The organism is Pseudomonas sp. LBUM1666 (assembly GCF_059695775.1).
The window spans coordinates 712,110-731,187 of record NZ_CP166789.1 but is presented as its reverse complement, the minus strand read 5'-3'; the positions used below and the strand labels follow the sequence as shown (position 1 = coordinate 731,187).

Annotated in this window: 16 protein-coding genes and 1 pseudogene; 11 read left to right on the top strand and 6 right to left on the bottom strand. The window is 61.0% G+C overall.

The features are described from left to right. The first annotated feature begins 51 nt into the window (after window positions 1-51). On the top strand, window positions 52-2,445 hold the full coding sequence (locus ACA056_RS03165; RefSeq protein WP_497270440.1) for a heavy metal translocating P-type ATPase: 2,394 nt from the start codon (window positions 52-54) through the stop codon (window positions 2,443-2,445). Then, entirely contained in the window at window positions 2,442-2,855 is a 414-nt protein-coding gene (gene cueR, locus ACA056_RS03160) for a Cu(I)-responsive transcriptional regulator (protein WP_497270438.1), read from the top strand. The genes ACA056_RS03165 and cueR overlap by 4 nt, the downstream gene beginning before the upstream one ends. Here the strand turns inward: cueR and ACA056_RS03155 are convergent. Together ACA056_RS03155 and ACA056_RS03150 are read right to left on the bottom strand one after the other, a co-directional pair. Then, complete coding sequence (locus ACA056_RS03155; RefSeq protein WP_497270436.1) at window positions 2,809-4,023, bottom strand: MFS transporter; 1,215 nt, start codon at window positions 4,021-4,023, stop codon at window positions 2,809-2,811. The two genes, cueR and ACA056_RS03155, sit on opposite strands and share 47 nt — an antisense overlap. A 303-nt stretch (window positions 4,024-4,326) precedes the next feature. Beyond that, the gene (locus ACA056_RS03150; protein WP_129438758.1) at window positions 4,327-5,220 is read right to left on the bottom strand and encodes a PA4780 family RIO1-like protein kinase; all 894 of its coding nucleotides are present in this window, start codon (window positions 5,218-5,220) and stop codon (window positions 4,327-4,329) included. Between the two features lie 402 nt (window positions 5,221-5,622). On the opposite strand from ACA056_RS03150, the pseudogene ACA056_RS03145 reads away from it, so the two are divergent. Continuing rightward, window positions 5,623-6,711, top strand: a pseudogene (locus ACA056_RS03145) (cache domain-containing protein); the annotation flags it as partial. 90 nt (window positions 6,712-6,801) lie between these two features. Beyond that, the gene (locus ACA056_RS03140) at window positions 6,802-7,569 is read left to right on the top strand and encodes a methyl-accepting chemotaxis protein (protein WP_371916927.1); all 768 of its coding nucleotides are present in this window, start codon (window positions 6,802-6,804) and stop codon (window positions 7,567-7,569) included. A gap of 198 nt (window positions 7,570-7,767) precedes the next feature. On the opposite strand, the gene ACA056_RS03135 is transcribed toward ACA056_RS03140, so the two are convergent. Beyond that, window positions 7,768-8,559 (bottom strand): AraC family transcriptional regulator, encoded by a 792-nt coding sequence (locus tag ACA056_RS03135; protein WP_497270434.1) that lies wholly within the window; start codon window positions 8,557-8,559, stop codon window positions 7,768-7,770. Window positions 8,560-8,643: 84 nt separating this feature from the next. Between ACA056_RS03135 and ACA056_RS03130 the strand changes: the two genes are divergently transcribed. After that, window positions 8,644-9,672, top strand: a complete 1,029-nt coding sequence (locus tag ACA056_RS03130; RefSeq protein WP_497270432.1) for a bile acid:sodium symporter family protein — start codon at window positions 8,644-8,646, stop codon at window positions 9,670-9,672. On the opposite strand, the gene ACA056_RS03125 is transcribed toward ACA056_RS03130, so the two are convergent. Then, window positions 9,659-10,936 carry an acetyl-CoA C-acetyltransferase gene (locus tag ACA056_RS03125; RefSeq protein ID WP_497270430.1) on the bottom strand — a complete coding sequence of 426 codons (1,278 nt, stop codon included), beginning with the start codon at window positions 10,934-10,936 and terminating at the stop codon, window positions 9,659-9,661. The two genes, ACA056_RS03130 and ACA056_RS03125, sit on opposite strands and share 14 nt — an antisense overlap. A 119-nt stretch (window positions 10,937-11,055) precedes the next feature. Between ACA056_RS03125 and ACA056_RS03120 the strand changes: the two genes are divergently transcribed. Beyond that, complete coding sequence (locus ACA056_RS03120; protein WP_497270428.1) at window positions 11,056-12,408, top strand: 3-oxoacyl-ACP reductase; 1,353 nt, start codon at window positions 11,056-11,058, stop codon at window positions 12,406-12,408. Window positions 12,409-12,410: 2 nt separating this feature from the next. Continuing rightward, on the top strand, window positions 12,411-13,265 hold the full coding sequence (locus tag ACA056_RS03115) for a MaoC family dehydratase (protein ID WP_497270426.1): 855 nt from the start codon (window positions 12,411-12,413) through the stop codon (window positions 13,263-13,265). Between the two features lie 79 nt (window positions 13,266-13,344). Here ACA056_RS03115 and ACA056_RS03110 read toward each other — a convergent pair whose 3' ends face one another. Together ACA056_RS03110 and ACA056_RS03105 are read right to left on the bottom strand one after the other, a co-directional pair. Further along, entirely contained in the window at window positions 13,345-13,758 is a 414-nt protein-coding gene (locus ACA056_RS03110) for a response regulator (protein WP_095127291.1), read from the bottom strand. A gap of 84 nt (window positions 13,759-13,842) precedes the next feature. Then, window positions 13,843-14,040: a Flp family type IVb pilin gene (locus tag ACA056_RS03105; protein ID WP_497270424.1), complete on the bottom strand. Its 198-nt coding sequence runs from the start codon at window positions 14,038-14,040 to the stop codon at window positions 13,843-13,845. A gap of 324 nt (window positions 14,041-14,364) precedes the next feature. On the opposite strand from ACA056_RS03105, the gene cpaB reads away from it, so the two are divergent. Genes cpaB through ACA056_RS03085 form a run of 4 tightly spaced genes read left to right on the top strand, consistent with a single transcriptional unit; the run spans window position 14,365 to window position 19,075 of the window. Further along, window positions 14,365-15,312, top strand: a complete 948-nt coding sequence (gene cpaB, locus ACA056_RS03100) for a Flp pilus assembly protein CpaB (RefSeq protein ID WP_497270422.1) — start codon at window positions 14,365-14,367, stop codon at window positions 15,310-15,312. Between the two features lie 21 nt (window positions 15,313-15,333). Next, complete coding sequence (locus ACA056_RS03095) at window positions 15,334-16,605, top strand: type II and III secretion system protein family protein (RefSeq protein WP_497270420.1); 1,272 nt, start codon at window positions 15,334-15,336, stop codon at window positions 16,603-16,605. Continuing rightward, window positions 16,602-17,798 carry a CpaE/TadZ family protein gene (locus ACA056_RS03090; RefSeq protein WP_497270418.1) on the top strand — a complete coding sequence of 399 codons (1,197 nt, stop codon included), beginning with the start codon at window positions 16,602-16,604 and terminating at the stop codon, window positions 17,796-17,798. The genes ACA056_RS03095 and ACA056_RS03090 overlap by 4 nt, the downstream gene beginning before the upstream one ends. After that, window positions 17,795-19,075: a TadA family conjugal transfer-associated ATPase gene (locus ACA056_RS03085; protein WP_497270416.1), complete on the top strand. Its 1,281-nt coding sequence runs from the start codon at window positions 17,795-17,797 to the stop codon at window positions 19,073-19,075. Before ACA056_RS03090 ends, ACA056_RS03085 begins: the two co-directional genes overlap by 4 nt. The last annotated feature ends 3 nt before the right edge of the window (window positions 19,076-19,078 follow it).

The window sequence follows — 19,078 nt, the reverse complement described above, 5'->3', positions numbered from 1 at the left end:
CCCGCATGGCAAGGTTGATCCTGTAGGTATCTTCTACAGGGAGCGTGACCGATGTCCGAATCCACCACTTTCGATCTGCCGATAGCCGGCATGACCTGCGCCAGTTGCGCCGGGCGTGTCGAGCGTGCCTTGAGCAAAGTCATCGGCGCCTCTGCCGTCAGCGTCAACCTGGCCACCGAACAGGCCCGGGTTCAAGCGCCCAGCGACAGCCTGCCGGCCTTGATGGACGCCGTGCAGCAGGCTGGTTACAGCGTGCCGCAGCAGAGTCTGGAATTGAGCATCGACGGCATGACCTGCGCCTCCTGCGTCGGCCGGGTCGAACGGGCGCTGGCCAAGGTGCCGGGGGTAAAAAGTGTCAGCGTCAACCTGGCCAATGAACGCGCCCACCTTGAGCTGCTCCGCCAGATCGATCCGCAAACCTTGATCGCTGCCGTGACCAAGGCTGGCTATAGCGCCAGTGTCTGGGAAGTTGAACACCCGCAAACCGACAATCAACAACAGCGCCTGCACCGCGAGCGCTGGGCCTTGATCATGGCGATCGTCCTCGCCGCGCCGTTGGTGCTACCGATGTTACTGCAACCGTTCGGCGTGCACTGGATGCTCCCGGCCTGGGTGCAATTCGCGTTGGCCACGCCGGTGCAATTCATCTTCGGTGCACGCTTTTACGTCGCGGCCTGGAAAGCCGTGCGCGCCGGTGCCGGCAACATGGATTTGCTGGTCGCGTTGGGCACCAGCGCCGGATATGGCTTGAGCCTCTATGAATGGGCCACCGCCGCCGGGCGCATGCCGCACCTGTATTTCGAAGCCTCGGCAGTGGTGATTGCCTTGGTGCTGCTGGGCAAATACCTGGAAAGCCGCGCCAAACGCCAGACCGCCAGTGCCATTCGCGCCCTCGAAGCCTTGCGCCCGGAACGGGCGATTCAGGTGATCGACGGCCGCGAGCAGGATGTCGCCATCAGCGCCTTGCGTCTGAATGATCTGGTAATGGTCAAACCCGGCGAACGCTTCCCGGTTGACGGTGAAGTGGTCGAAGGCCAGAGCCACGCCGACGAAGCGCTGATCAGCGGCGAAAGCCTGCCGGTGCCCAAACAACCCGGCGACAACGTCACCGGCGGTGCGATCAATGGCGAAGGTCGGTTGCTCGTTCGCACCCTGGCCTTGGGCGCGGAAACCGTGCTGGCGCGCATTATCCGTCTGGTGGAAGACGCTCAAGCCGCGAAGGCCCCGATCCAGAAACTGGTGGATAAAGTCAGTCATGTGTTTGTCCCTACGGTTCTGCTGATTGCGCTGGCGACCTTGATCGGTTGGTGGTTGTACGGCGCGCCGATGGAAACGGCGCTGATCAATGCCGTGGCGGTCTTGGTGATCGCTTGCCCGTGCGCCCTGGGGTTGGCCACGCCGACAGCGATCATGGCCGGCACCGGCGTGGCGGCGCGCTACGGGATTCTGATCAAGGACGCCGAAGCGCTGGAGCGCGCCCACGAAGTCAGTGCGGTGGTCTTCGACAAGACTGGCACGTTGACTTCGGGTACTCCGCGCATCGCTCATTTGAGCGCAATCAACAATGACGAAGCGGCGTTGCTGCAAATGGCCGGCGCCCTGCAACGCGGCAGCGAGCATCCACTGGCCAAGGCGGTTCTGGACGCTTGCGCCGAACGCGGTTTGACGGTGGCCGATGTCACCGACAGCCAGTCCCTGACCGGCCGTGGCATCGCGGGCACTCTCGGCGGTCGTCGATTGGCCTTGGGCAATCGTCGGCTGTTGGAAGAGAGCGGCTTGAGCGCCGGTGAATGGGCCGACTCCGCCACCGCGTGGGAGACCGAAGGCCGGACCCTGTCCTGGCTGATCGAGCAAAGCTCCGAACCACGAGTATTGGGCCTCTTCGCTTTCGGCGACACCCTCAAACCCGGCGCGTTGCAAGCTGTGCAACAACTCAGCGCACGCAACATCAGCAGCCACCTGCTGACCGGCGACAATCGCGGCAGTGCCAAAGTGGTTGCCGAGGCGCTGGGCATCAAGGATGTCCACGCCGAAGTACTGCCGGCGGACAAAGCCGCCACCGTCGCCACACTCAAGAAAACCGGCGTCGTGGCAATGGTCGGCGACGGCATCAACGACGCACCCGCCTTGGCCGCCGCAGACATCGGCATCGCCATGGGCGGTGGCACCGACGTTGCGATGCACGCGGCCGGGATCACCCTGATGCGTGGCGATCCACGGCTGGTGCCGGCAGCGCTGGAAATCAGTCGCAAGACCTACGCGAAAATTCGTCAGAACCTGTTCTGGGCCTTCGTCTACAACCTGATCGGTATTCCGCTGGCAGCGTTCGGCTTCCTCAACCCGGTATTGGCCGGTGCGGCCATGGCCTTGTCGAGCGTCAGCGTGGTGAGCAATGCGCTACTGTTGAAAACCTGGAAACCCAAGGATCTGGAGGACAACCGATGAACATCGGCCAAGCGGCCCGCCAAAGCGGCCTGAGCGCGAAGATGATTCGTTATTACGAATCCATCGGTTTGCTCAAGGCCGCCCATCGTACCGACAGCGGCTATCGGGTGTACGGCGACGACGACCTGCATACCCTGGCGTTCATCAAGCGCTCCCGGGACCTGGGGTTCTCACTGGATGAGGTCGGCAAACTGCTGACCCTCTGGCAGGACCGCCAACGAGCCAGCGCCGACGTGAAAGCCCTGGCCCGTCAGCACATCGACGAGCTGAACCAGAAAATCCGCGAGCTCGGCCAACTGCGCGACACCCTGCAGGACCTGGTCGAACACTGCCACGGCGATCACCGTCCGGACTGCCCGATCCTCAAGAATCTGGAGTCGGGCTGTTGCGCACAACCCGTTCGCCCCTGATTGCCAGCCCCTTCACCACCAACAAGGTGGTGAGTGGAATTCCGTGGAACAACAGCACCACGGCACCCGGCGTCCACCATGAATAGAACGGCGCGGCGATCAGCATGCCGACGCCGAACCCGGTCATTTGCAACAGCGTCAGGAAGCTGAAAATCGGCAGGCGCAGGCTGTCCGGCTCGCGCTGCAGGCGCGACATCAGGCCGACTTCCGAGAAACCGTCGCCGAGGCCCGCCGGCAACGAGAACAACAGCAAACCGTAGAGCGTTTGCTGCTGAAACATCAGGATGAAGCCACAGGACATCATCAACACACCAAAGAAAAACCGTCGCTCCAGGTTCACGTTATCCGAGCCTTTCAACCGGCTGGCGATGCGCGCGCCGATGAGTTTTCCGCTGGCCCAGACGGCCAGCGTCAGACCCAGCGTGGTGCTGGCCGACTCGGGCGTCAGCAGTTTTGAAATAATCGGAAACCCCACGTTGTGCGCGGCACTGCCAAGGGTGTCAGCCATCGCCACGGCGAGCATCGCCGCCACCACCGGTGTACTGCGCAGCCCCTGGAGCAGGGCCGCCCATTCACCACGTTCGTGGATGGGGTCGTCACTCGGAGCTGGTTGTGAAAAGCGCAGCGGCAAGATGAACAGTGCGGCCAACAAATAAGTGACCACATTCAATGCGAACACTGTTTCAAAGCCGAATGCTGCTACTAAAAGCCCTGACACCAGACTTCCGCCGACCATGGCTGCCGACGACGCCGAGGTGATCCAGGCGTTGGTCTTGAGCAAATGCTCAGCCTCGATCAAGTGCGGCAACTGACTGTTGAGGCCAATGGCGAACATCGAGTTGCCGAATCCCAGACCGAAAGCGATCACCGGTAACAGCAGCATCTGCTGGGTGACCGGCAGCACCAGCAACAGGCCCAGCAGCCCGGCGCGCAACAGGTCGAAGGCAATCAGCGGCATGCGCCCGGCCCAGCGGCGATAAAACGTCGTGCCGATGAGGCTGGCGAATATCCCACCGGCCACACGGCTGGCGAGAAAGATCCCGACGCTCATGGCACTGTTGCTGAGCAGGTAGACGTAGGTGGCCAGGGCGACCATGTTGAGGAAGGCGCCAAAGTCCGAGACCAGACGGGCGGTGATGATGAGTTGGGCGTTTCGGGAGGAGTTCACATTCAGTCCTTGAGTGTGGTTTTGAGCGGTGGACGATAGACGGATTTGGGGTGGATCTGAAAGCTCCCCCTCACCCTAACCCTCTCCCCGAGGGGCGAGGGGACTGACCGAGGTGCTCTTGGAGCTACATCGACCTGAAATTCCGAGTCGAACTCAGGCTTTGAAAAACATGAAGATCTGCTCCCTTTCCCCCTCTCCCCCGTGGGGAGAGGGCTGGGGTGAGGGGGCGATCCATCTGGCACCACACAATAGCCCCTACTCCCCATAAAAAACCCGGCCGAAGCCGGGTTTCTCATCAACCAATCACTGCATCCAGGGCGGAGGCGGCTCTTCGGTTTTGCCCGGTGGCGCATCATCTGCCGCGCGCACCGCTTGCTTGCGCTCTTCATCAAGGCGTGCCGCCTCGATCTCGCGCATGATCCCGCCAACGTCAGCCAACTCTTCCGGCTCATCGAACTCGCCGGTCAAGATGCTGGCCGGGTGCAAGGTGCCGGCTTCGAACAGAGCCCACATTTCCTTGGCGTACTTGGTCTTTTTCAACTCCGGCGCAAACCGCCCGAAGTAGGACGCCATGTTGCCCACATCCCGCTCCAGCATGCTGAACGCGTGGTTGTTGCCCGCCGCGTCGACCGCTTGCGGCAGGTCGATGATCACCGGGCCGGTCGGGGTCAGCAGTACGTTGAACTCCGACAGGTCACCGTGCACCAGACCGGTACACAACATCAGCACGATTTGCGAAATCAGGAACGCGTGATACTCGCGCGCCTGATCCGGTTCCAGCACCACGTCGTTCAGACGCGGCGCGGCATCACCGTACTCATCGGCCACCAGTTCCATCAACAGCACGCCTTCAAGGAAGTCGTAAGGCTGAGGGACCCGAACGCCAGCACCGGCCAGACGGAACAACGCCGCCACTTCGGCATTCTGCCAGGCGTCTTCGGTTTCTTTCTTGCCGAACTTGGAGCCCTTGGCCATCGCTCGAGCCTGACGGCTGTTGCGCACCTTGCGGCCTTCCTGATACTCGGCCGCCTGACGGAAACTGCGTTTATTCGCCTCCTTGTAGACCTTCGCGCAACGTAACTCGTTGCCGCAGCGCACCACATAAACAGCTGCTTCTTTACCACTCATGAGTGGGCGCAGCACCTCGTCGACCAGACCGTCCTCGATCAGGGGTTCAATGCGTTTTGGAGTCTTCATCAGCTTTTATTGGGGGTCCTTTATTACCAAACACGCGAAAGTCATTCGTTATACGGCAATCCACTCATTGGGGGGAGGGGTTGCCGACCTATGAACGCTGCTGTGAACGTCAAGAAGCACACAATGTGCCGGTTTGATCAGTCAACAACCGCCGCTCGTCATCGGCCGCAACAGATCATAGCTGACCCTGCGTCACTTGTTGCTGAAGGGCTAAGCGGGTATTTGCGACAGAAGCTGACATCTCGATTCATACCCTTCGTAGGATTTTTCTCAACAGGCCTCAATTTCCGCCTCGGCCAGCCGAAGTCATCAGAGACAAAGTGATTTGTCCGACAATCGTTCTGCCAATAATCCGCGAGTCATCTGCACTGCGTGGGCCTAAAAGAAAAATCTGGAGCGCGGATGAACATCAAACAGAAGTTGACCTGGGCGTTTGCAATCATCGCCTGCTTGCCGGTGGTGCTGGTTGCGACCCTGGTTGTGCTGAACTTGCGCAGTGATGCCAAGGACAGTTTCGTCGACGGCAGTGGCCGCGAGATTCGTCAGGTCAGCAACGCCATGCAACTGTTCTTTGACGGCATCAGCCAGAACGTGGATTACCTGGCGACCCAACCGCTGATCAAGAATTCCGACGACAGCCTCAAGACGTACATGAGCGCCAACGCCGAGAGCATTCCCCAAGGTGAGATGGACAAGAAGGTCTTCGGCCTCCTTCAGGACCTGGGTAACAGTCACCCGTCCTACGCCTATGCCATCCTCGGCACCGCGGCGGGCGGTTATGTGTCCTGGCCGGACGATGCCAAGCTGAGCAATTACGACCCGCGCCAGCGCCCCTGGTACAAGGCAGCCCAGGCCAAACCGGGCAAACCGTTCCGCACTGAGGCCTATTACTGGGCCCAGGATGACGCGACGTACGTCAGTACCGTGCGCACCATCGACAACAAGTTGGGCACCAATGGTGGTGTGGTCAGCATCGACGTGACGCTCAAGCAGCTCACTGAAATCGTCAAACAGATCAAGCTCGGTGAAACCGGCTATCTGATGCTGCTGGAAAACTCCGGCACCGTGCTGGTCGATCCGAAACAACCGGAACACAACTTTAAAGCGCTGAGCAGCCTCGGCGACGGCTACGCGCAACTGGCCAAGGCAGGCAAAGGGCTGGTGGAAGTCGAGCTGAATGGCGAACGCTACATGGCCAACGTCTGGCCGTCGGAGCAGCTGGGCTGGACCTTTATCGGCCTGATCAAGCAGACCGACGTGATGAGTTCGGCCACCCAGTTGACCTGGCTGATCGCGATCATCGCCGCCGTGCTGGCCGTGTTCTTCGCCATCATCGGCGCCAGTTTCGCCAGCCTCATCGTGCGGCCGATCCGCAGCGTGGCCAGCGGCCTGGAAGGCATCGCCCAAGGTGAAGGCGACCTGACCAAGAACCTGGAAATCCGTGGCAGCGACGAAACCGCGCAACTGGCCAACTGGTTCAACCAGTTTTTGGCGGCAATTCGCAACCTGATCCAGAGCATTGGCGGCGCCGCGACCAAGATCCTCGCCACCTCCAAGAGTTCGACCCAGGTCTCCAGCGACATGGCCGAAGCCGCCGGGCGTCAGCGTGAAGCGGTGGACATGGTCTCCACGGCGTTCCACGAAATGGTCGCCACCGCCAACGAAGTCGCGCGCTCTTGCAGCCAGGCGGCGGAATCGGCCGACAGCGGCCAGCGCCAGGCGCGTGAAGGTCAGCAACAGATTGATGCGGCCGTGACCAGCGTTGATCGCTTGAGCCAGGAAATCGAACAGTCGGCTCAGTCAATGCAACAGCTTGAGCGCGATAGCAACGACATTCAGTCAATCCTCGGGACCATTCGCTCGATTGCCGAACAGACCAACCTGCTGGCGCTGAACGCGGCCATTGAAGCGGCGCGGGCCGGTGAACAGGGTCGTGGGTTTGCGGTGGTGGCCGATGAAGTTCGGGCGCTGGCCAAACGCACGGCCGATTCCACAGCGGAAATCGACGGTTTGCTGGGCAACCTCGCCAAACGTACCAGTCAGGTGACTCAGCAAATGCATGCCAGCCTGGAAGTGTCCCAGCAATCGGTGACGCGGATCGGTGAAGCACGCAGCAGCTTCGGGCTGATTCGGGAGTCGGTGGACGTGATTCGCGACATGAACACCCAGATCGCTACCGCGGCGGAAGAACAGCATCAGGTGGCTGAAGACATCAATCGGCACATCAGCCAGATTCATGGTGATGCGCAATTGGTGGCGGAACTGGCGAACTCGGCGCGGCTGGATTCGCAGAGTCTGGCGGGGTTGTCGAATGAGTTGGATGGGTTGGTTCGGCGGTTCAGGACTTGAGATTGGGGAGGGCTTGAGATCCACCCCTCACCCTAACCCTCCCGAAACGTCGGACCGCCCCAGAGGGTAGAGGGGACCGACCGAGTTGCTCTTGGAGCTACATCGACCTGAGATATCGAGTCGAACTCAGGATTTGAAGAACATGAAGATCGGCTCCCTCTCCCCCGTGGGGAGAGGGCTGGGGTGAGGGGCTGGATCTCACTGCCGAAACAACTCCCCCGGCGTAAACCCAAACAACCCCTTGAACGCCGCAATAAACGCCGAAGTCGAGTCATACCCGCAAGACAGCGCGGCATTCGTCACGCTGTCGCCCTCCTCCAGCAAACTCAACGACGACAGCAACCGCATTCGCTGGCGCCATCCTCGAAAGCTCAACCCGGTTTCACGCTGAAAGAGCCGCATCAAGGTCTTCTCCGACGTCCCCAATCGCTCGGCCCACTCCTGCAAGGTCACGTTCCGCTCAGGGCTTTCGATCAACTCGTTGCACAGCCCCAGCAACCGTTCATGGCGCGGTAACGGTAGCGAGAAACCAACCTCCGGCAGATGCGCCAACTGATCCAGCAGCACACTCACCAGCCGCGCGTCCTGGCTGTCGCCTTGCGGATATTCCACCGGCAGCAAACAAAAACTCTTGATCAGCTCCCGGGCCAATGGCGTCACTTCCAGCACCCGGCAGCGCCCGTCCGCCCATTCACAATCCTCGCGGCGCACATAGAGGCTGCGCATCTCGGCGCGCATCGAGGTCACCACCTGGTGTTCAAGATCCGCCGGAATCCAGATGCCCCACTGCGGCGGCGCAAAGAAACTGCCCTCGGCGGTGTGCACGCCGAGAACGCCGCTGATCGCGTAGGAAAACTGCACCCAATCGTGTCGATGCGGCGGCGTCCATGAACCGGCGTTGAGGCTTTCCGCACGGGCATACAGCGGACGCGGCAGCGCCGTCAGCGTCGGAATCGTCCGTTCGAGGGAAAGTTGTCCGTTAGTCGGCATTGATTGGCCTTATGTCGCAAGACGGCTGTTGGAGCCGACGTTAGGCTAAGTCACCAATTCTTACAAATGTATTCGGTGCCTGTTATGCATGCCTTCAAACACCTCAAACGCGTGGTCACCGACTGGTTCTTGTGTGGCATGTTGATTGCCACGCTGCTGGCGTATTTCCTCCCGACCTTTGGTGCCACCGGCGGCGGAATGCATGCTGAATACGTGATCAACATCGGTGTGTTCCTGGTGTTCTTCCTGCACGGGGTCAACCTGTCCAGCGAGCAGATCACTCACGGTCTGAAAAACTGGAAGCTGCATGTGATGGTTCAGGGATTCACCTTCGCGGTGTTTCCGCTGATCTGGCTGCTGAGCGACAAGCTGTTGGGCTCGCACATTCCGTCATTGCTGATGCTCGGCTTCCTGTACCTCTGCGCCCTGCCCTCGACCATTTCCTCGTCCGTGGCCCTGACCGGCAGCGCGGGCGGCAACGTACCGGCGGCGATTCTCAACGCGAGCCTGTCCAGCGTGCTGGGGATTTTCCTGACGCCGTTGCTGGTGAGTTTCGTGGTCGGCAGCGGCGCGGGCGGCATCGATCTTGGCGCAACCCTGCTCGACCTCTGCGCCATGTTGCTGTTGCCACTGGTGCTCGGCCAATTGCTGCGGCCATTCCTGGGCAAGTTCTTCGCCCGCCACAAGCGCTACACCAACATCGCCGACAAGCTGGTGATCCTGTTGCTGGTCTATGCGGCGTTCTGCAATTCGATGGTCTCGGGGATGTGGCAAAAGCAGGGCAACAGCGTGATCCTCACGGCACTGATCGGCAGTGCGATCCTGCTGGCGATCATCCTGTGGATGACCACCCGCACCGCTCGCGCATTGAAATTCAGCCCGGCCGATGAAATCGCCGCGGTATTTTGCGCCAGCAAGAAATCCCTGGCCGCCGGTGCGCCAATGGCGGCGCTGATCTTCGGAGCCAACCCGGGCCTTGGGCTGATCCTGCTGCCGATCATGATCTACCACCCGTTGCAGTTGATCGTCTGCTCGGTCATGGCCGAGAGTTACGCCAACCGCAACCGGCAGCTGGCTGCGCAACAAAGCGCCGCAGTCCTCAGCGCTCAATAATCGCTGTCACACCCTGGCCACCGGCGGCGCAGATCGAGATCAAGCCTCGACCCTTGCCCGCCGCATCCAGCAACTTCGCCAGGCTCGCGACGATGCGTGCGCCGGTCGCGGCAAACGGATGCCCCGCCGCCAGTGAACTGCCTTTGACGTTGAGGCGGCTGCGGTCGATGGAGCCCAGTGGCGCGTCGAGACCGAGGCGGGTTTTGCAGTATTGCGGATCCTCCCAGGCCTTTAGCGTGCAGAGCACCTGCGCGGCGAAGGCTTCGTGGATTTCGTAGTAATCGAAGTCCTGCAAGGTCAGGCCATTGCGCGCCAGCAAACGCGGCACCGCATACACCGGCGCCATCAACAATCCTTCAGCACCGTTGACGAAATCCACCGCCGCCGTCTCGCCGTCACGCAAATAGGCAAGGATCGGCAAGCCGCGCTCCTTGGCCCATTCTTCACTGCCCAGCAGCACCAGCGATGCGCCATCGGTGAGCGGCGTCGAGTTGCCCGCCGTCAGGGTGCCCTTGACGCTTTTCTCGAACACCGGTTTGAGTGACGCGAGTTTTTCCAGGGTCAGGTCCGGGCGCAGGTTGTCGTCGCGGGTCAGGCCGAGGAACGGCGTCATCAAATCGTTGTGCCAGCCTTCGGTGTAGGACGCGGCCATTTTCTGGTGACTTTCAAACGCCAATTGGTCCTGTTCGTCGCGCGGAATGCTCCAGGCCTGGGCCATCAACTCGCAGTGCTCGCCCATCGACAGGCCAGTGCGTGGCTCGCCGTTGCGTGGCAGATCCGGGATCAGGTGACGGGGGCGCAGTTGCAGGAAGGATTTCAGTTTGTCGGCGGTGGTTTTGGCGTGGTTGGCTTGCAGGAGGATTTTGCGCAGGCCTTCGTTGACGCCGATCGGCGCGTCGGAGGTGGTGTCGACGCCGCCGGCGATGCCGCATTCGATCTGGCCCAGCGCGATTTTATTCGCCACCAGCAACGTCGCTTCCAGACCGGTACCGCACGCCTGCTGGATGTCGTAGGCCGGGGTGGTTGGCGACAGCCGCGAGCCGAGTACACATTCGCGGGTCAGGCACATATCCCGGGAGTGCTTGAGCACCGCCCCCGTCGCCACCTCGCCCATGCGCAAACCGTGCAGGTTGTAGCGTTCGATCAAGCCTTCGAGCGCGGCGGTGAGCATCGCCTGATTACTGGCGGTGTCGTACGGCCCGTTGGAACGGGCGAAGGGAATACGGTTACCACCAATAATCGCAACGCGGCGCAGCTGAGTCATGAAAAGCTTCCTATTCTGTGAAGGCCATAACCCACAAGCGTAGGCCTAATCTCGTGGATCGAACGACTGATCGCCATTCATGGTCCACACTTTGAACCCCAGCTGCTGGAGCGCGTTCCATGTCTGACCGTTATATCGACTTCGCCAATTCGTCCATCGGCCATCGTGTGGTCGGGGCCCTGGGTCTGCCGTCGCCGGTTCGGCTGGAGCGCTGGCAAGCAGGCCGGCTGCGGCCTGTCGAGGGGGCGCTGTTGTTAGGCGGAGGCCCGTTGACGGTGAAAATCGGCACCTTTGCCAACCGCCTGACCGACGCGATTTACAGCTACGGCACCGAGCCTTCGCTGGCCACCACGTGGATTCCCGGCCACGGCCCCAAACTCAAAGCCGTGGTGTTTGACGCCAGTGACCTGGTGCAAACCGATCAACTCAAACAGCTGCGCGAGTTCTTCCAGCCGTTGATTAAAAACCTCGACCACAGCGCGCACCTGGTGATTCTGGGTCGCGCGCCGGAGACCTTGAGCGATCCGTTCGCCGCCAGCGCCCAGCGAGCGCTGGAAGGCTTCAGCCGTTCGCTGGCCAAGGAGCTGCGCAGCGGCGGCACCTTGCAGCTGATTTATGTCGGCGAAGGGGCAGAGGATCAACTGGAAGGCCCGCTGAGGTTTTTCCTCTCGCCCAAAGGTGCATTCGTTTCCGGGCAAGTGATTCGCTTGAATGCCTGCGATACGCAGGTCACGGACTGGACTCGCCCATTGTCCGGCCGCAAGGCACTGGTCACGGGTGCTGCACGCGGCATCGGCGCCTCCATCGCCGAAACCCTGGCCCGTGACGGGGCCGAGGTGATCCTGCTCGATGTGGCACCGGCCAAGACTGACCTCGAAGCCCTCGCCGCACGCCTCGGCGGGCGCAGCATCACCCTGGACATTTGCGCTGAAGACGCCGCCGCGCAGTTGGTCGAGCAACTGCCCGACGGCATCGACATCGTGGTCCACAACGCTGGCATCACTCGGGATAAAACCCTGGCCAACATGACACCGGAATTCTGGGACGCGGTACTGGCGGTCAACCTCAATGCGCCGCAAGTGCTGACCAAGGCACTGCTCGACAGCGGCACCCTGCACGACAACGGCCGGGTGATCCTGCTGGCGTCCATCAGCGGCATCGCTGGCAATCGCGGGCAAACCAATTACGCAGCGAGCAAGGCCGGGCTGATCGGTCTGGCTCAGGCCTGGGCGCCGTTGCTGAATGAGCGCGGCATCAGCATCAATGCGGTAGCACCCGGTTTCATCGAAACCCAGATGACCGCACACCTGCCGTTCGGCGTGCGTGAGGCCGGGCGGCGCATGAGTTCGCTGGGCCAGGGCGGCCTGCCGCAAGACGTCGCCGAAGCGGTGGCGTGGCTGGCTCAACCGGGCACCGGCGCGTTCACCGGCCAAGCGTTGCGAGTGTGCGGACAAAGTGTTTTGGGGGCTTAGGCATGATCATCGATTGGCACATACTCAACCGCGAACCAAGCCTGTCGGGACTGTACGTGCGGGCCGCGACGCGACGCAAAATCACCGGCACCACCCTGCCCGATTCGGGTTTGCGTTGCTGGATCAATGTCGACCCCAAGCGCCTGGCGGACTATCGCAAGGTCTGCGGTTTTGCCGACAACGGTCTGTTGCCGCCGACCTATCCACACATCCTCGCGTTCGCATTGCAGATGCAATTGCTGACGGCCAAGGAGTTTCCATTTCCGCTGCTGGGGTTGATTCACCTGAGCAACCGCATTCGCATCTTTCGCCCAATGGGCGGCGTGAATCGTGTGCGGGTCAGCGTTCAGGTGCAAAACCTTCAGCCCCATGAAAAAGGCGCGACGTTCGATCTGGTGACGACACTCGACGATCAGCTGGGGGCGTTGTGGGAAGCTGAAAGCCAGATGTTGTGCCGCGGAGTCAAACTCGCAGGCGAGCCCGTCGATGAAGTGTTGGCATCGACACTGGAAATGTCGGAAGTGGCCCGCTGGAAAGCGCCGTCGGACATAGGGCGGCAGTACGCCAAAGTGTCCGGCGACTACAACCCGATTCACCTGAGTGCCGTCAGCGCCAAACTCTTCGGTTTTCCTACAGCCATCGCCCATGGGTTGTGGAACAAGGCGCGCACCCTGGCGGCGCTTGCCGATCATCTGCCGGCGGCGAATGTCGAGATCGCGGTGCAATTTCGCAAACCGGTGCGGTTGCCCAGTGAGGTGACATTGCTGGCCAGTGCTGCGGGGTCGAGCGGGGATTTGCTGTTGGTGGGTGCGGGGGGTCTTGAGCATATGGCGGGGCATTGGCGGCCGGTTGCCTGACCCGATCGCTCCCGCGTTCGGCTCTTGGGACGCGGAGCGTCCCTGGCTGCATTCCCACGCAGAGCGTGGGAACGATCAGTCACTGACTCACTAAATCCATGCGAGGCTGCGGAAACAAATTATTCAACGTCTCCAACAACCGCACGTGATAAATCGGCTTGCGAAACAGGTCGAGCACCTGCAACCGCAACATGTCACTGACATCCTCCATGTCCGCATGCCCCGACGTCACAATCACCGGCAAATGCTGGCGGGACGTATGCTCGCGCAACCGCTTGATCAACGACATGCCACTCTCCTCCGGCATCCGCAAATCAGTGATCACCAACGCAATATCAGGGTGGCGCGTCAGATGTTGCAACGCGAGTTTGACCGAGGTGGCGGTAAAACAATTGAAGCCCTCGCCCTCCAGCAATTCCGCCAACTCCAGTAACGCATCCTCCTCATCATCGACCAGAAGAAGCTGTTGGCGTGGAAGTGAGGGAGCGTTCATGGGCAACACCTGCAATGGACTAAGCGCTGACGTTAGAAGCCCTTTGGAGCATTCGCAAGTTTCCGGCAAGAACTCGCCTCACCGTCATAAAGCGTTCTGGATAGTGGTAAACATGGTGGTAACAGCCGTGGAGATCGGCGTCACAAACGCCGCTAGAGCGATTGCCACCATGCCCGCAATAATGGCGTATTCGATACCTGAAGCACCCTCAGTATCCTTTGCCAGGCCCTTGAAAAAAACGATATGGGATTTGATCTTCTGAGCAAGTTTGGAAAAGGACATGATGTTTCTCCTGAAAGGCGACGGGTGTTGCACGGCCGCAACATGATTCCCCTTTGCCAGCATCAGCATTGTCGGCATTCCCCGTACCCACAACTGTAAGAACGAATTATCACTAAAGTATTAGTCGCTTCGCTGACGCCAAAACAGCCACGTTTTCGCCTTGGCTGCTGACTTTCGCTAGTTATTTTCAGGCCCGTAATGGCTTTTTGCTCTAGCTGAGCTACCTTCAAATAGCCAAATAGTTCCATGTTCATAGCTGCCTGATTGCGAAGTTGTCTCGTTGGATACGACGAGGTTTGAAGCAGCAGGAAAGGGAGAGCCATCATGAACAGTCGTATCACTCTGGGCCTGGCCGGTTTGTTTCTGGTGGGCGCCATTATTGCCGGTTACTGGGGCCTCACGCTGAGCCGTCAACCCGTTCCCGAACCTGTCGTGCAACCCGGGATCGTCACGCCTGCACCCATCGCCCAGACGCCGGCCCCCGAGGACGACCCCACCCGCCAACCGGTGGTGGTGCTGCTGCATGATGTGCCGCCGTTCGTGCCGATCAGCGCAGCCGACGTGGCCCTGGAAAAACTCCGTACCGTCCCGGCCGGCAGCCTGAGCCGCCTCGATCAAGCCATTGGCCGAACCCCCTGGCGCGCCCTCAGTGCCGGCACTTGGCTCAATGATGAAAGCTTCGAAGCCGGCGGCAGACTGGCGCGGATGATTCGTCCCGATGAACGCGCCCTCGCCGTCGCGGTGGATGAAGTGATCAATGCCGGTGGGCAATTGACACCGGGGGACTATGTCGATGTGCTGCTGTATCTGCGCACGGACAACAACAACCTTCAGCCATCGGCGCAACTGGTGGTGCCGGCCTTGCGGGTGCTCGGGGTGGGCGAACAGATGGGGTTGACCAACGACGGCCAACCCGCAAGCCCGGCCCGCAGCATCGAAGAAAAACTCAGACAGGAACAATTGCGCACCAGCGCCCGAAGCGTCTTGCTTGCCGTCCCCGAACAACTACTGAGTCGGTTGATGCTCGCAGCCCAGGCCGGTGTGTTGCGCCTGGCCGTACGCAGCGCCGATGAAAAACGTCTGGCTCGTTACTGGGCTGGCGAAAGCGATTCATCGGCCAACCTTGCCAGTGCCAACCGCGAGTTGATCCAGTTCAGCCAACTGGCCATGACGCCCCCACCCAAACCTGTCGCCACCCACGGCGGCACAGCACCGCGCAAGTCGAGCGTGGAAGTCATCCGCGGCAACGAAATCACCCAACAAACCCCCTGAATCGAGCAAGGACGCATCTAAATGCGCAGTCGTTCCATGCCCCTGTTTCAAGGCCTGCTCTGGATCTCTTTACTGAGCGGTGTTCCGCTTGGCGTAACGTTCGCAGCCGCCGGCAATTGCGCCGCATTGGGTTCGATGCCTGCGGTGCTGGAAGTCAGTGAAGGGCTGCAACAAGAGGTGCAATCGCCGGTGGCGATCACTCGGGTGGCGGTGGGTGACCCGAAAATTGCCGATGTGCGAGTCAACGGTAATCAAGCGTTTTTGCTGACCGGGATGGCCCCCGGCGCTACCAGCCTGATGGTCTGGACCGCCTGCTCCAGTGCTCCGCGCCAAAGCATGGTGTTCGTTCAGGGCAAGGCCACCGCGGCGATGACCACCGCTACTCGGTTACCTTCAGATGACCCACTGCTGCCGTCGCAAGTACAGACCGACATTCGTTTCGTCGAAGTCAGCCGGACCAAACTGAAAGAGGCCGGTACGTCGATTTTCGGCAAGGGCTCGAACAACTTCCTCTTCGGCGCGCCCGGTACGGTGCCCAACACGGCCGTGACGCCGGGCGTGGTGCCGCTGTTCAACATTGATCCGCGGATCGCGGTGCCCAGCATTCCGCTGCTCAACGATAGTTTCAACATTGTCTGGGGCGGTGGCAGCAGCAAATTCCTCGGTATCGTCAACGCCCTGGAAGGCAGCGGATTCGCCTACACCCTGGCACGGCCGAGTCTGGTGGCCCTCAGCGGGCAGAGCGCGAGCTTCCTGGCCGGTGGTGAAATTCCGATCCCTGTGCCCAGCGCCAACAGCAACAGCTACTCCATCGAATACAAGGAATTCGGCATCCGCCTGACGCTCACGCCGACCGTGGTCAGCCACGACCGCATCGTCCTCAAAGTGGCGCCGGAGGTCAGCGAACTCGACTACAACAATGGCGTGACCATCGGCGGCACCACCGTCCCGGCGTTCACCATTCGCCGCACCGATACCAGCATCTCCCTGGCCGATGGCGAGAGTTTCGTCATCAGCGGTTTGATCAGCACTCAAAACTCTTCGCAAGTCAGCAAGTTTCCAGGCCTGGGTGATATCCCGATTCTCGGTGCGTTTTTTCGCAACTCATCAGTCAACCGCGAAGAGCGTGAGCTGCTGATGATCGTCACGCCGCACCTGGTCCAACCGTTGGCTGCCAACGCACAACTGCCGTCGTTGCCGGGTGAAAAGCTGCGCAACTATGACCCGAACTGGTATCGCCTGTACTTCCTCGAAAACGGCAACTTCGATAAACGCAGCGGATTATCGCAATGAGCCAGATCCAGAACCTGAGCCAGACCTTCCTCGCGATCACACGCAACAGCACCGACCTTGAGTGGCTGCAAGGCGCCCTCGCCCCGTTGGGCCAAGTGGTCAGCGCCGGCGGCGGCAGCCTTGACGAATTGCTCGCGCTGGTGGACGTGACCTTCGCCAGCCTGGTGTTCGTCGGCCTGGACCGCGAACACGTGGTGGCCCAAAGCGCACTGATCGAAGGTGCCCTGGAAGCCAAACCGATGCTGGCGATCGTCGCGCTGGGCGATGGCATGGACAACCAACTCGTGCTCAATGCCATGCGCGCCGGTGCACGGGATTTCGTGGCCTATGGTTCGCGTTCCAGTGAAGTCGCGGGGTTGGTGCGACGACTGAGCAAACGCCTGCCGCCCGTAGCCCCAAACACCCAACTGGGTAGCCTGACGGTGCTCTACGGTGTGCAGATCAACGCCGACGGCGCGCTGCTCGCCACGCACTTGGCGCAAGTGGTGCACAAGAGCGGACAGCAAACGCTGTTGCTGGACCTGGGCCTGCCGCGCGGTGACAGCCTGGCCTTGCTCGGGCTGGAGAGTTCGTTCCACTTCGGCGATGCCCTCCGGCACTTGCGGCGCCTCGACGCGACGCTGATCGACAGCGCGTTCACCACCTGCGCCGCCGGGTTGCGGATCCTCGCCTACGCCAGCCACGATGAGCCGCTGGAACACACCAGCACCGCCGAGTTGTACATGCTGCTCAGCGCCCTGCGCCAACACTTCCAGCACATCGTGGTGAACCTGACTGGCCAGCCGGACAGCGAAGCGCTACGCACCTTCGTCACCCATTGCGACAAGTTGCTGTGGTACACCGATCAGAACGTACTCGACTGTCGTCGCAACCTGGCGGTACTCAACCTGTGGCGTGAAAAAGGCATGAAGCTCGATCACGCCAGACTGCTGGTTGACCGCTACCTGCGCAACGTCGCACCGGACGCCGACACCCTGAGCAAAAGCTTCGGCATGGAGCTCATCGCGACCCTCGTCTACAGCCCGGAAGTGCGGCTTAACGCCAAGAACCAAGGTGTGACGCTGTTTGAGCTGGCCCCCCGCGAAGCCCTGACTCAAAGCCTGCGCGCCCTCGGCGATCGGTTGGCCAAGCGCTCCGAGGGCCTGGCCAAGCCCAAGTCTGGCTGGTTCAACCGGTTGAGGGGTGCGCAATGAGCGGTGAAAAACTCTTCGGCGCCCCTGTGCGCACAACCAGCGGCAACACCGATAACGAAGGTCTGAAACTGGTGCTGCACCGCTACATCATCGACGCCATCGAGGAGTCCGGCAAAAACCTGCTGGAGGGTTCACGGCAGGTGCTCTCACAGTTCGTCATCGACAAGGTTGCCGAGTACATCGCCCGGCTGCACCTGGCGATTTCCCGCTATGAAATGGAGCGTCTGGCCGAAGAAATCGTCGACGAACTCACCGGTTTCGGTCCCTTGGAAGTGCTCCTGCGGGACCCGGCGGTGACGGAGATTCTGGTCAACGGCCCGCACCGGGTGTTCATTGAACGCGACGGCGTACTGCATCAAAGCGACCTGCGCTTCATCGATGCACATCACGTCGAACGGGTCATGCAACGGATCCTCGCGCCCCTCGGTCGACGGCTCGATGAGTCGTCGCCAATGGTCGACGCACGACTGCCCGACGGTAGCCGGGTCAACGCGATCATTCCACCGATTGCACTCGATGGCCCCTGCCTGTCGATACGTAAATTTCGCAAGGACATGCTCAAAAGCTCGGACCTGATGGCGATGCAAACCATCGATCAGGCGATCTTCGACTTTATTCAGGAGGCCGTGGGCAAGCGCTGCAACATCCTGATCAGCGGCGGCACCGGCACTGGCAAAACCACGCTGCTGAACATTCTCAGCCAGTTGATCAACCCTCACGAGCGAATCGTCACCATCGAAGACGTCGCCGAACTGCAACTGGGCCACCCTCACGTGGTGCGTCTGGAAACCCGACCGCCGAATGCCGAAGGCCACGGCGAAGTGAAGGCCAGTGACCTGATTCGCAACGCCCTGCGGATGCGCCCGGACCGAATCATCCTCGGCGAGATTCGTGGTGTCGAAGTGGTGGACGTACTCACCGCAATGAACACCGGCCACGACGGTTCCATGAGTACCGTGCACGCCAACAACGCCCAGGATGCGCTGTTGCGCCTGGAGACATTGGTGGGCCTGACGGGCCGCACCATCGCCGAACGGACCTTGCGGCAAATGATCTGCGCCGCACTGGATGTCGTGATCCAGCTGACGCGCATGCCCGACGGCCGCCGCTGCGTCAGCGAAGTGGTGGAGGTGATCGGCTTGCGTGATGACGTGTATGTCACCAACACGTTGTTCCGGCTCGACCGGCGCAGCGGTTTCGGATTCATGCGCGAGGCGGTCAACCCCGCCGGCGACAAACTGCGCCGTGAGTTGGCGCTTTCTCCCTCTGCGTACTGAAGG

What these genes read in the sequence shown, in the direction of transcription:
- ACA056_RS03165 (WP_497270440.1), top strand. Translation starts at nt 52, where the DNA reads ATGTCCGAATCCACCACTTTCGATCTGCCGATAGCCGGCATGACCTGC.
- cueR (WP_497270438.1), top strand. Translation starts at nt 2,442, where the DNA reads ATGAACATCGGCCAAGCGGCCCGCCAAAGCGGCCTGAGCGCGAAGATG.
- ACA056_RS03150 (WP_129438758.1), bottom strand. Translation starts at nt 5,220, where the DNA reads ATGAAGACTCCAAAACGCATTGAACCCCTGATCGAGGACGGTCTGGTC.
- ACA056_RS03140 (WP_371916927.1), top strand. Translation starts at nt 6,802, where the DNA reads ATGGCCGAAGCCGCCGGGCGTCAGCGTGAAGCGGTGGACATGGTCTCC.
- ACA056_RS03135 (WP_497270434.1), bottom strand. Translation starts at nt 8,559, where the DNA reads ATGCCGACTAACGGACAACTTTCCCTCGAACGGACGATTCCGACGCTG.
- ACA056_RS03130 (WP_497270432.1), top strand. Translation starts at nt 8,644, where the DNA reads ATGCATGCCTTCAAACACCTCAAACGCGTGGTCACCGACTGGTTCTTG.
- ACA056_RS03125 (WP_497270430.1), bottom strand. Translation starts at nt 10,936, where the DNA reads ATGACTCAGCTGCGCCGCGTTGCGATTATTGGTGGTAACCGTATTCCC.
- ACA056_RS03120 (WP_497270428.1), top strand. Translation starts at nt 11,056, where the DNA reads ATGTCTGACCGTTATATCGACTTCGCCAATTCGTCCATCGGCCATCGT.
- ACA056_RS03115 (WP_497270426.1), top strand. Translation starts at nt 12,411, where the DNA reads ATGATCATCGATTGGCACATACTCAACCGCGAACCAAGCCTGTCGGGA.
- ACA056_RS03110 (WP_095127291.1), bottom strand. Translation starts at nt 13,758, where the DNA reads ATGAACGCTCCCTCACTTCCACGCCAACAGCTTCTTCTGGTCGATGAT.
- ACA056_RS03105 (WP_497270424.1), bottom strand. Translation starts at nt 14,040, where the DNA reads ATGTCCTTTTCCAAACTTGCTCAGAAGATCAAATCCCATATCGTTTTT.
- cpaB (WP_497270422.1), top strand. Translation starts at nt 14,365, where the DNA reads ATGAACAGTCGTATCACTCTGGGCCTGGCCGGTTTGTTTCTGGTGGGC.
- ACA056_RS03095 (WP_497270420.1), top strand. Translation starts at nt 15,334, where the DNA reads ATGCGCAGTCGTTCCATGCCCCTGTTTCAAGGCCTGCTCTGGATCTCT.
- ACA056_RS03090 (WP_497270418.1), top strand. Translation starts at nt 16,602, where the DNA reads ATGAGCCAGATCCAGAACCTGAGCCAGACCTTCCTCGCGATCACACGC.
- ACA056_RS03085 (WP_497270416.1), top strand. Translation starts at nt 17,795, where the DNA reads ATGAGCGGTGAAAAACTCTTCGGCGCCCCTGTGCGCACAACCAGCGGC.